The sequence below is a fragment of the Thermococcus sp. 21S7 genome (assembly GCF_012027615.1).
In the GTDB taxonomy this organism is placed as follows: Archaea; Methanobacteriota_B; Thermococci; order Thermococcales; family Thermococcaceae; genus Thermococcus.
Window position 1 is genome coordinate 109,252 of the sequence record NZ_SNUT01000003.1, and the last position, 11,795, is coordinate 121,046.

Consider the following 11,795-nt stretch of genomic DNA (forward strand, 5'->3'; position numbering starts at 1 on the left):
TCAGACTTCCTCAAGCTTTTTCTTGACTTCCTCGGTGTGTCTCTTGGTCTCCTCCAGTGTGTTCCTCAGCTGGGCGAGCTCAAGCTTGAGCTCCCCAAGGGTTTTGTTCATCTGGTAAAAGGCGAAGACCATTATTGCTATCAGGATGAGCCCGAGGGTTATGCTTATCCACCCGCTTGGGGCCGATGCGTAGGGCATCATCACACCTCCTTAAGGTTCTTTATAGTCTCATTATCAACGACGAACTTAAAGGGCTTTGCCCGGTAGTACTTCTTCGCCCTGGGGTCGTTGGGCTCCAGGCGGAGCTCGCTCTCGACGAGGTTGGCCTTTTCGAGCTTTTTGAGGTGGAGGTAGAGCAGCTGGCGGGAAATGCCAAGGGCCTTGGCCAGCTCGTAGACGTACCATTCCTTTTCGCAGAGCATTTTGAGTATCCTTACTCTCACGGGGGAACTCAGGGCCTCTGCAATCACTGTTATCTCCTGTATGCTCTCGACCATCTCACATCACGCTTGACCTTCCATAGGGCAGCAGACTCTTGCATAAGTTGGTGGGGAGAAATAAAAAGCTTTCGAATCAGCGCTTCAGGAGGGCGTGAATCACTGCACCAAGGAGCAGGAAGGGCAACAGCAGGAAGGCGATGCGGGCGAAGAGCAGGAGGAGGGCGAACATTCCAAAGCCCCACCACATCCACCCGAAGCCCCTTCTTCCAAAGGCAGGCCCCATCATCGGACCTCCGAATCCCCTCGGCATCTTCATCCCTCCAGGTAGAGCCAACCAACAACGCTTTCGCCGCAGTCCAGCGTCACCTTTATCCCAAACGGGGTCTGGTAGGCGCTCCCTATGGAGAGCTTCTCCAGGGGGCAGCCGCCAACGACCTTTCCGATGTAGTTCCCGTACTCATCAACGAGCTTGAAAACAGTCCCGCGCGACGTGCCGTACCTCTCAACTGTCACGCGCCCAAGAAGTTTCAGCGCGTCGTCCATAACCTCATCAACATCGATTTCCTCGACAGGAAACTCCCCAAACTCGACGAAGTGCCAGGCTTGAGCTTCCATAATCACCCCTCCTCTTCGTGAAGAGAAAAAGAAAGGCTTCAGATAGGCATCCCAATCCTCTGGGCAAGCCCGTTCATCCACGCCCAAGCGTGCCTGAATGTGTTGGTTATGCCCGCCATGATGCCGCCTTCCTGCATTCCGCCGGCCTGTCCGCGGGCGGCTGCCATACCGCGACCGCCGTGCCCGTGGCTGGCTGCGGTGCCGATAACGCTCTGGTAGTAGTCATCACCTACGACCTGGGGCTCGTAGGTTACGCCGTAGGCCTCAAGCTGGCTCGTAAAGGCCCTGAGGTGGTTCTCACTGCCGGCCATGAGGTTCTCGTAAACCTGTCTGATGTCATCGTTGTCGGTCTGAGCTATCCTCTCCTGGAGGTCAACGATGTCCGTCTCCTCTATCAGCGCGCCGACCTTGAGGGCATCGACGACGCTTCCGCTTCCCATCTCAATCAGCTGGTCGTAGAGGGCCTGCAGGTCGGGGTTGGTGAAGACCCCTATCTCATCGCTGGCCGGGTCGGTGAGGTTGTACTTCTCTATCAAGGCGAGCACTGTGTCGGTGTGCGTCTGCTCGCTCTGGGCTATGTTGTAGAATATCTGAAGGCCGTACATCTCGTAGAACGTTAGGTAGACGTCCCGTGCGAGCTTCTCCTCCTCGCGCATGTAGAGCAGTCCATCTATCTCCTCCTGGGTCAGGTCCGAGTAGTAAGTATCAAGGGTGCTGTTCGCCATCGGGGCGGTCGTCTGGGATGCGTATGGGTTCGGCCCGGGGGTTCCCATGTACGCCGAAACCGCTCCCAGAGACATTCCAATCAACAGGGCCATCAGCCCAATTCCAAACCACATCTTTCTCATGGTTTCAACCTCCTGCATGTGTAAGTTCAATATTACATATGTGCAAGACTTTATAAAGTTTTCGGTTCCAAGAAAAGGGTATGAATGCAAGGGGTGGGAAGAACGGGAACGGAGGAAAATAGAGAAGGTTCACGGCCCGGAGTGGCCGCCGTGCCCGGGAGGGTTCATTCTCTCCTTGATATGAAGCCTTCCGTGAAGGTACTCATTCATCAAGCGCTCCCTGATCTGTTCCATCAAGGTCTGGATGGCGTCCTGGTCTCCATCCCTGATGGCCGCCTTGAGCCTCTCAAGCATGGCCCGGAGTTCGGTCGTGTTAAGCCCTGCCCTCTCCATCACCCAGAGCTGCCTCTCGACGCGGTGGACGTACATCTCCGCCCTCATCAGGGTGTTCTTTTTCATCTCGGCGCTCCACTCCTCAGACGCGATCCGAATCACAAACTCCGCGTGAGCTTTTGCTGCCATCGCCTGACCGTAGGCCCTTCCGTAGTCTCCCCTGTTGTAGGCATCCTCGGCGTTCTCCAGCTCCATCTCGGACATCATTAAAAATCTGCTCACTACGGTGAATCTTCCACCGACGAGGTCTCCCGTGCTTGGAGTGATATTGGATGCCATCTCCTCGGCCAGACTAAGCTTTTTCTCCGCAGTCTTTATCGCTTCAAGCGCGGTTTCGGCGGTGATGTTGACCTCCGTTGAGGTACAGTTGCACTCCCGGAGCTGTTCCCTGATACGAAGCATCGTCCCATTCATGAGTGGCGTTTCCACAAGGGTCAGGTTGGCGCCCCTCACCTGGAGCTTCAGCATGAGCCGGCTGACGTTGGAGGTGTCGTTTACGAAGGCTATCATGGCCTTTCTGCGAACGGCTATCCTGAGCGCGGCCCTTATTGCGGCCCTGTCGTTGCCAGGAACCATTATGACGCTGTTGTTGAATTTGAGTTTGAGTTTGACTTTGGCCTGTTCCATGACCATGAGGTTGGTCTCGTACCTGTTCTGGCCGCCCCAGCGTTCGACCTCGATTCCCAGATCTTGGAGGTCATCAGCGTACTGCTCGACCACCGCGTCAGGGCCGCCGATTATTATCACCTCGTCCGGGGCGTAGCTCATAACCTCGGCAGTAACATTCGAATTATAAACGCCCCATGGGGTGGTCACAACAATGGCCCCCGTCACGTTCGCCAGGTACTCGGCAAGGGCACAGTCTGCCTCATTGTCGCTGACCAGGACCACGGTTACCTGAGTACCATCTGCAGCTACCCTCTCAAAGGACAGGGTGGTCGTCAGGAGCATAAAACCAAAGAGCAATGCAATGCCTTTTTTCCACACCATGGCACTTCACCCCGACATTCTCTATGAGAAAAGCAATATTTAAGCTTTTTTCACGAAATCGTCTGCTTAAATTCATGTTTGTTTATTGAAACGGCATCTTCTGCCTTTTTTCCACTTTTATCGTTAAACAACGTTACCCAACGTTTATCTGCGTTTAAGCTACCAGCTAAGAAAAGATTGGAAAAAACGGGGGCCTGTCCTTAGGATGCTGTGCCAGGAGGGGATGTATCCCCTTTAAACCTCTTCTAGAATCTTCTCCACCTCGCCCGTCTCCTCCATGAGTTCAACCGCCGAGGCGTTTATCCCCTGCATCTCCGTGAGTATCCCGTTTAGGGTTTTGCTGAGCCGGTACATGGAAATGGCCACCACTGCCAGGAGAACGACCCACAGTGCGATGCTTACATTTTTCTCCCGAAAGCCTCGCTCTTTAGAGCGGGGATGTAATAAACCACCCAACGGCCATTAAACCAGCGAAACCCTTAAATGTCCTCCCGTCTAATAAGGGCCTCGGAGAGGCCACTGTAAAACAATCCCATAAGATAAGGGGTTTCACGTTACCCTCCGGCATTGGAGGGTTGACGCTGTTAAGCGTCCTTTCAAAAACCGCCTTTGAGTGGTTAGAAAATCTAAAGGTGGCCTCTAAGACAATAACCCCAATCCGCTCTGCGGTAGGGGTAACGGGCCGGAGACCCGGCCTGCGGGCTGAACCGAAACCGGCAACGGGAGTAAGTAATGGGCCCGCAAACCGAACCGCCCAATGGCGAGGGGTTAACTCGCCGGAACCCTCACCCTTCACGGCGGGGAAGAGGTCAGATACTCAACGTAGCCTGGAGCTTCCGCGTAGATATATTGGGGGAAGTATGGGCCCATCAGCCTTCGCCCCCATCCGATGTCTCCGACGTTGTGTTGGTCGCAGCCTCTTTTGCTCCGAGGAGCCTTTCAATTGCTGCCGCTAGTTCTTCCTTAAACACTTCCCTGTCCAGGCCGTTGCTGGCCTCTATGGCTTCGAGGAGATCGCCTGGCTCTGCATTGATGCCGTAATCTTCCTTCAACACCCTCACCAAGTCTTCTGCGGAGACACCGTAGATTTCCGCCACCTGCTGGAGTGTGTACGTCTTCATCATTGAGCCCGTTATCTCCACGTAGGTGTAGGTAGTGTTGGTGTCGGCGGCTACGTAAACCTCATAATCGGTGCTCCCGCTTGAGTCCTCCGTAAAGTACGACTCGTAAGCCTGGAATCCTCCGGCGATCAGTCCTGCGGCAATCAGAAACGCCACCGCGGGCTTCCATCTGCCCTGTTTGAAGCCCACTTTAAGCATGGTTAGCATGCTTCTGAAGCCTATTATCAGGTGCACCGCTATGAGGCCGATCATGGCAAAGCCCATGTACGTGTGTACGTTCGTCCAGGTGTCCTTATCCAGGCCAAGGAACGTCCATCCTATCGTGTCGGCTATTCTCCCTGAGGGGGCGAGGTAGAGGGCTATTCCCGAGACGGCGAGTATTGTGAACACTGCCGTAAGAACCAGGTCAACTACTCCTCTAAACCATGCCGGAGCCGTCCATCTTGCCATCACCGGCACCTCCCGCGACATTTTATCGCTTGGAGCCTTCCAGAGATTGCGTCAAACCAAATCATACAATCACCCACATATGTATGCTCTAACTTACATATGCTAGTCCAGTTTAAAAAGGTTTCGGATTGAACATACTCCAAAACAGAATTGAGAATGCAACAAGAAGGGCTAGAAAAACGCAAAAGAGGGTGCGGGGGGGATGTCTCATGCCGAGACGTAGTAGTACTCGCCCCTCTCCTTCTGCTCCCTGTCCTTGACGCTTCCCTCTTTGTTGGCCCTCGGTCTTCCGGTGTCCGGGTCGCGCCTGAAGGTTATCCCGACCGAGGCCAGGAAGCGGTTCATGCCCTCCCTCATTCCCATGGGCTGGAGCGCCCTTCCGCTCCTTCCGGGCTCGCCCTCGAAGACTATGAGCCTGTCGCTGAGGTAGTCCACCATCATGACGTCGTGCTCGACTATGAGGGCAGTCTTTTCGTTCTTGGCCATGAGGGAGCGTACCGCCTTTGAGACCGCCAGCCTCTGTTCGACGTCGAGGTGAGCGGAGGGTTCGTCGAGGAGGTACAGGTCAGCATCGCGGATCAGGCAGGCGGTTATCGCGACCCTCTGCAGTTCTCCACCGCTCAGCTCGTTCACCTTCTTGTCGTAGAGATCCGGGATGCCGAGCGGGTTCAGGAGTTCGGTCTTGTAGAAGCTGTTCATCAGCTTTCCCGCGTTTATCTTGCTGAGGAGATCATAAACCGTTCCATCGTAATCCACCTTGATGTACTGCGGCTTGTAGCTGACCGTGAGCGTCCAGTCCACCTCGCCCTCGGTTGGTTTCTCAACGCCGGCGAGCATCTTGACGAATGTGGTCTTACCTATTCCGTTGGGGCCCACTATACCGACCACCTCGCCGACGTAGAGCGTTCCGGGTTCGGCCTCAAGCCTGAAACTTCCGTAGTCCTTCACCAGCCCTGGGTACTCGACAAGTATCTCTCCCTCCCCGCTCTTCCTCTCGCTCTTCTTGGTGAAGCTGACCTCGTAGGGCCTAAACCTGACGTTCTCGTCGCGGAGGTAGCCGCGCAGGAACTCGTTTATGCCGTTGCGCGTTGACTTCGGCTGGGAGAATATACCGTACGCTCCGGGCTTGCCGTAGACGACGTGGATTATGTCGCTCATGTAGTCGAGTATCGCCAGGTCGTGCTCGACGGTCAGGACGGCCTTTCCGGAGTCGGCAAGCTTGCGGATGATCCTGGCAACCCTGAGACGCTGTCTTATGTCCAGGTAGCTCGAAGGCTCGTCGAAGAAGTAGAAGTGGGCCTCCCGGAGCATGGCAGCGGCTATGGCCACGCGCTGAAGCTCACCGCCGGAGAGGTGTTTTATCTCCCTGTCGAGGATGTTCTCCAGTTCAAGCTCCCTGACAACCTCATCGAACTTACCCGCCTCGTCGGCCCTCTTCAGCAGATCCCTGACTTTGCCCCTGACCGCCTTGGGTATCAGGTCAACGTACTGCGGCTTGACGACGGGCCTTATCTCGCCTTTCTTCAGTCTTTCGAAGTAGTTCTGGAGCTCGTTGCCGCGGAATGCCCTTATGACGTTGTCCCAGTCCTCGTTGTCGCCGCAGAGGTTCGGAACGATTTGGCCGGATAAGGCCTTAACGGCCGTCGTCTTACCGGTTCCGTTCGGTCCGAGGATGCCGACCACCATGCCGTCCTTGACAACCGGAAGCCTGTAGAGCACGAAGGCGTTTACCCCATAGCGGTGGACGCAGCCCTCCTCAAGCTCCTCCGGAAGGTTCACTATGGTTATCGCGTTGAACGGGCACTTGTGGACACAGATTCCGCAGCCGGTACAGCTCGCCTCCTGAATCACCGGGCGGTAGCTCTCCTCGTCTATGATTATCGCCTCTCCGCCCATTCGATTGACCGGGCAGACGCGCTCGCACAGGAAGTTGCCGCACTTGTCCGGATTACACCTGTCGTAATCGATGACCGCTATCCTCATCACTCACCACCGGGTTAGGCTGAGGGAGAGGGTTTTAAAGGGTTGCGGGTTGGTTCCACGCCTCCGACACTCCAAGCCGTCCCTCCCGCTATCGCTCAACTTCTTTAAGCCGCATGTTTCGACGGCAGGTACCCGCTACTTTTTTAGCCATCCCATCAAACTTATCCCCATGTCACTCTTCGAGACCCTCAAGCCCCTCAAGTCCGAGATAGCGAGGGTTCACGTTTTTCCTCCCGCGGAGGGCGAGTTCGGTAACTTCCGCTTCAAAAATCCCGAAATAAACTCCCTCCTCGAAGAACTCGGCTTTACCCTCTACCGCCATCAGGTTGAGGCCCTCGAAAGGCTGTACTCCGGGGAGAACATCGTCGTCACGACGCCGACGGCCAGCGGCAAGAGCGAGATATTCCGACTGGCCATCTTCGACTCCTACCTCTCCAACCCCCGCTCAACTTACCTGCTCATATACCCCACGAGGGCCCTCATAAACAACCAGCTCGAAAAGTTCTCCATCCAGAACCTCGTCTTCTACCGCCTCACCGGAAAGCACATGAGCGCGAGAATCCTGACGGGCGATGTCCCGTGGGAGGAGAGGCGGCAACTCCTCCATGAGAAGCCGAGGATTATCTTCACGACCCCGGACATGCTCCACTACAACATCCTGCGCCGCTGGAGGGACTACGAGTGGCTCCTCAGAAACCTCCGCTACCTGGTCGTTGACGAGCTTCACGTTTACAGGGGCGTCTTCGGGAGCAACGCGGCCTACCTCTTCCGCCGCCTCGACTTCAGGCTGAGGCGCCTTGGGGCGAAGCCCCAGATCATAGCGCTCTCGGCAACGCTCAGGAACCCGAGGGAGTTCGCGGAGAAGCTCTTCAGGAGGAGATTCGAGGCGATAAGCCACGCCACCAACCCCTTTCCGAGGAGATATCTCGTCCTCTTCGAGCCGAAGAACCTCGATGAGAGGCAGCTCCTCCGGGCGGCCGTTGAGAGGCTCGCCGGGGAGAATGTTAAGACGCTGGTCTTCTTCGACAGCCGCAGGGGGACTGAAAAGCTCCTTCGCTTCCTCCTCGGTTCAAAGGTTTTCTCGAAGGTGACCACCTATAAGGGAACCCTGCCCAAGAACGTCCGCTGGGAGATAGAGCGGGACTTCAAGGAGGGCAAGCTGCTCGTCCTCCTAACGACCAACGCCCTTGAGCTCGGCATAGACATCGGCGACCTCGATGCCGTCATCAACTACGGTATCCCTCCGGACGGGCTCTTTTCGCTGATTCAGCGCTTCGGCCGGGCCGGGAGAAAGACGGAAAGGGAAGCCCTGAACGCAATAGTCCTCAGGAAGAACGGTCTCGATTACTACTACGGGGAACACTTCGACGAGCTCGTCGGGAGGCTGGAGAAGGGTATAATCGAATACATGCCGGTCAATCTGGAGAACGAGCGCATAGCCGAGAAGCACCTCTACTACCTCCTCACCGAGCTGGGGATAGTCGACTGGGACGAGCTTGACGAGTTTGAGAGGAAGATAGCCGAAAGGCTCGTCATCGAACGGAAGGCAGACCTGAAGAAAAATCCGCTCACGGGAAGGCTTGAAGTCCGCCTGAGAAAGCCGGCCTTCAGCTACTCGTCGCTGAGAACGGCGAGCGACGAGACGTTCTTCCTCGTCAAGGATGAGCCGTGGATAAGGGGCAAGCTGATGGAGAAGTCCTCGCTCAGGGAGTTGCTCAACTTCATCAACTGGCTCAAGCTCAGGGGCTACATCATCGAGGAGGTCGATTCCGACGAGTACCACCGCTCGCTGCTGCCGGGAATGGCATACTTCTCAAGGGGAGAACTCTACATGATAAGGGACGGACTCGCCCTCGGAAAGTTCCACTTCGTCTTCGCAAGGGGGCTTAACCGCTTCTGGGACGTGGAAACCTTCGTGGCCAAGAGGGAGGAAGTCGAGATACTGGAGAGCAGGGAGGAGAAAACCTATCGGGGAGTCGAGATACACCTCGGCCGGCTGAGGGTCAGGCACGTCTACACCGGATTCGCCGTCAAAGGGGCCGACACCGGGAACTACGTCGGTGAGCTGATCAGGTTGAAGGAGGACGGCATCCTGCGCGGCGAGATACATTCCCCGATGACCGGCGAGAGTGTGGATGCGGAGGAGGATTTCTCGATCCTCAACTGGGAGAAGTTCGCGAAGGTCGAGTTCGAGGAACCCTACGTCCGGGAGTTTGAGACGGAGGGAATATGGCTCGTCTTTCCAGATTCGATAAGGGAAGTCACGAGTGAGGAGTTCAGGAAGTTCTTCGATGTGGCCGCCGAGAAGGGCTTTGAAGACCTTGCCTTCACCCTCTACGGCAACCTCGACAGGAGGAAGCTCTTTCCGCTCTACCTCGGGACGACCACCCACGTCATAAGGAAGACCATCGGCGATGCCCTCCAGAGGCTCGGAATCAGCGATGAAGAGCTGGCCTTTGCGATAAAGAAGATGGTCGACAGCAAGGACGGAATTGGCTCGGCGCTCCACGCGATAGAGCACAACATGATAAAAATCGCCCCCATCTTCACCTACGTGGATTCAAGGGAACTCGGCGGCTACAGCTACGCGAGCTTCCCGGGCTTACCCCACGTCGGAAGGCCGGTCGTGTTCATCTACGACGGCAACGAAGGGGGAGCGGGCCTTGCACCGATAATCTACGAGAACGCCGAGCGGCTGATGGAGAAAAGCCTTGAGCACCTCCACTCCTGCTCCTGCCAGGACGGCTGTCCGGTGTGCACGCTCTCCCCGAAGTGCGGCACCTTCAACGAGTTCCTGGACAAATGGGCGGCGATAAGGGTATGGGAAAGGGTTCTGGAAAATAAGGGGGAGAGCCTCAATGGGGGCTAAATTTTTTAACTGCCTCCCTGAGAAGCGGGTCTTCAATCCAATACCTTTTTTCCGATGAACGAACGAAGCCCGCCTTTTCCAGCGTTTCAAGGTATTTGTAGACGTGCTGTACCCTGGTGGGAGCGAGACCGAGGGATTGAAGCCTCCGGTAGATTTCGGCTCCTCGGAGGGCGCTGGGATAAGCCTCGGCCAGGACTCTGAGGACTCCCATATAAACCTCACTGTTGTAGACGTTCAGAAAAGCCTCTATGTCCTTCCGCCATTCCTCAAGCGCATACCTCCTGCTTTTCTCAAGGGCCATTGGGAGCGCTTCTTCCGGGCTTTTTCCATCCCTCACGAAGTTGACGACCGTGATGCCGTAGTGGGAGACGAACCCGGGAACTCCCCCCAGCTCTTCAACGGCCCTTGAGAGCTCCAGCTCGTTCGCCACACTTATTCCGTAACTTCTGAACCCTTCCATGAGGTAGCCCCTTCCCTCCCCGGTGCTCCACCTTGGAAGGGTGAAGATTTCCGCCGAGCGCATGAAGTTGGGCCTTTCGGCGCTTGGATTCAGATATTCAACCAGCATACCCGGCATTGAACCAGTGAAAACGAGGGAGATGTTCGGATAGCTGTCCGTTATCTCCTGCAGGAGACCCCTGAAGTCGAGGTTCTTCAGCCTGGCCAGAACCTGAGCTTCATCGAATATCAAAACGCCCAACCTGGCATTCTGGGAAATGACTCTAACCAGTGTCGAAAAGTCCCTGCTGAACTCTTCGATGCTCGTTTTTCTCACCTCAACACTGAGGCCCCTGAAGGATATTGTATAGCTCTTGCTCGTCGTTATCATCTTCAATGACGTTCTCTTTGGTTCTATATCCGATATTGAAATCGCCCTCGATCCGATGAACCGGGAGAAGTTGAAATAGACGTAGTGGTGTCCCCTCTTTCTCCGCAGCTTCTCCGCCATCACACTGACCACGCTCGTTTTCCCCACCCTTCTCGGGCCGAGGAGAACCGCGGTGTTGCCCCGAAGGGCCGCACTGAGGAGGTCTTCAACGGCCCCTCTGTGGCCCTCACCCCAGAGACATTCCTCCTCCATCACCGGCCTCGTCCGGAAGAAGTTTTTACATACCATGTAATTTACACCCCATGTAAATTACATACCGTGTAAATTTAAAGGTTTCTCACCTGCGGACTCACAGACATGACCCGCAGATAAACTTTTAATCAACAAAGGGAGTACTGAGTAACATGGACATTTTATCCGCCAAAAATCTCGTGAACGAGAATAAGAACCGGGAGGAAATACTGTACAAAATCGCCCGTCGCTTTGCGAAAAAAGAGCGATATTGGGAGCTCATCTCACTTGCAAAGCGTTATGGTTGTCCCGACGATGTTAGAAAGCTGGTTCTGTGGGAGGCAGAGGTTCTTGCGTCCAAGGGGGACGAAACCGCGTTCCGCCTCCTTGAGGCATGTGGTGAAGCCGAACCCAACGTGCTGAGAGAGTACTTTAGAAAAACAGGAGACCATGTGACAACCATTGAGAACATCAATCTGGCGGGAGAGAACACCCGTGAGGCGTTCGGGATAGTAGTAGAAGTACTGCAAGAAAGAAATCCTGTGGAATTCCTCCCTTTCTGCAACCTCCCGGGGAAAAACTATCATAGAGAGATCTGCAAGCTGGCGGTTCTCAGGAGGGCCCTGCTAACCGGAGACCGGGAAGGAATGCTTACCGCCTGCCATGAACTTACCAAGCCCGTGAGGATGAAACTGTTCCGAAGTCTTGGACGGGACATCCTGACATGTGAGGATGCTGTTGAATACCTTCTTGAAGTCAACCGCGAAGGAATCTACTGGAACCAGTGCGTTGAGCTTGCATTGAGGGGCGAGCTTATGGAAGCACTATCGCTGGCAGGAAACTCCGAAAAGTTGCTTGCCGAGATAGTTAAGGATTATCTCATCTCAGGATTCATCAAAAAGCCGCATGAGCTCCTCAAGGCAATCAGGAGTGAGGGGTTTAAAAGGGGGCTCCTGCATCTTCTCCAGACCTTTGCGAGACGGGAACTCAAACTTAGACCTGTCTATCTTGTTTACATGTGGCGAGAATGAACGTGGAAGAGCTCATAAGGTTAGAAAGGCTCGAAGAAGCCAAGGAGATTCTCCA

At 55.2% G+C, this 11,795-nt stretch carries 12 protein-coding genes; 2 read left to right on the plus strand and 10 right to left on the minus strand.

What is annotated here, in order from left to right; all coding sequences use genetic code 11:
* The 9 genes from E3E51_RS06260 to E3E51_RS06295 all read right to left on the minus strand — a co-directional run bounded on the left by E3E51_RS06260 (window position 1) and on the right by E3E51_RS06295 (window position 6,780).
* Complete coding sequence (locus tag E3E51_RS06260; RefSeq protein ID WP_167912274.1) at window positions 1–198, minus strand: hypothetical protein; 198 nt, start codon at window positions 196–198, stop codon at window positions 1–3.
* 2 nt (window positions 199–200) lie between these two features.
* Window positions 201–497, minus strand: a complete 297-nt coding sequence (locus E3E51_RS06265) for a winged helix-turn-helix domain-containing protein (protein ID WP_167912275.1) — start codon at window positions 495–497, stop codon at window positions 201–203.
* 76 nt (window positions 498–573) lie between these two features.
* Window positions 574–756 carry a hypothetical protein gene (locus E3E51_RS06270; RefSeq protein ID WP_167912188.1) on the minus strand — a complete coding sequence of 61 codons (183 nt, stop codon included), beginning with the start codon at window positions 754–756 and terminating at the stop codon, window positions 574–576.
* Complete coding sequence (locus tag E3E51_RS06275; RefSeq protein WP_167912276.1) at window positions 753–1,055, minus strand: hypothetical protein; 303 nt, start codon at window positions 1,053–1,055, stop codon at window positions 753–755. The genes E3E51_RS06270 and E3E51_RS06275 overlap by 4 nt, the downstream gene beginning before the upstream one ends.
* A 38-nt stretch (window positions 1,056–1,093) precedes the next feature.
* Window positions 1,094–1,903, minus strand: coding sequence for a DUF2202 domain-containing protein (locus E3E51_RS06280; RefSeq protein ID WP_167912277.1), 810 nt, complete (start codon window positions 1,901–1,903; stop codon window positions 1,094–1,096).
* 129 nt (window positions 1,904–2,032) lie between these two features.
* Window positions 2,033–3,226: a hypothetical protein gene (locus tag E3E51_RS06285; protein WP_167912278.1), complete on the minus strand. Its 1,194-nt coding sequence runs from the start codon at window positions 3,224–3,226 to the stop codon at window positions 2,033–2,035.
* A gap of 234 nt (window positions 3,227–3,460) precedes the next feature.
* Window positions 3,461–3,592, minus strand: a complete 132-nt coding sequence (locus E3E51_RS13265) for a hypothetical protein (protein ID WP_277346767.1) — start codon at window positions 3,590–3,592, stop codon at window positions 3,461–3,463.
* 503 nt (window positions 3,593–4,095) lie between these two features.
* The gene (locus tag E3E51_RS06290) at window positions 4,096–4,797 is read right to left on the minus strand and encodes a DUF4405 domain-containing protein (protein WP_167912279.1); all 702 of its coding nucleotides are present in this window, start codon (window positions 4,795–4,797) and stop codon (window positions 4,096–4,098) included.
* Between the two features lie 207 nt (window positions 4,798–5,004).
* The gene (locus tag E3E51_RS06295; protein WP_167912280.1) at window positions 5,005–6,780 is read right to left on the minus strand and encodes a ribosome biogenesis/translation initiation ATPase RLI; all 1,776 of its coding nucleotides are present in this window, start codon (window positions 6,778–6,780) and stop codon (window positions 5,005–5,007) included.
* A gap of 169 nt (window positions 6,781–6,949) precedes the next feature.
* Between E3E51_RS06295 and E3E51_RS06300 the strand changes: the two genes are divergently transcribed.
* Window positions 6,950–9,649 (plus strand): DEAD/DEAH box helicase, encoded by a 2,700-nt coding sequence (locus tag E3E51_RS06300; RefSeq protein ID WP_167912281.1) that lies wholly within the window; start codon window positions 6,950–6,952, stop codon window positions 9,647–9,649.
* On the opposite strand, the gene E3E51_RS06305 is transcribed toward E3E51_RS06300, so the two are convergent.
* Window positions 9,636–10,766 (minus strand): ATP-binding protein, encoded by a 1,131-nt coding sequence (locus E3E51_RS06305; protein ID WP_167912282.1) that lies wholly within the window; start codon window positions 10,764–10,766, stop codon window positions 9,636–9,638. The genes E3E51_RS06300 and E3E51_RS06305 overlap by 14 nt on opposite strands.
* Before the next feature lie 116 nt (window positions 10,767–10,882).
* Between E3E51_RS06305 and E3E51_RS06310 the strand changes: the two genes are divergently transcribed.
* The gene (locus E3E51_RS06310; RefSeq protein WP_167912283.1) at window positions 10,883–11,740 is read left to right on the plus strand and encodes a hypothetical protein; all 858 of its coding nucleotides are present in this window, start codon (window positions 10,883–10,885) and stop codon (window positions 11,738–11,740) included.
* Window positions 11,741–11,795 lie beyond the last annotated feature (55 nt).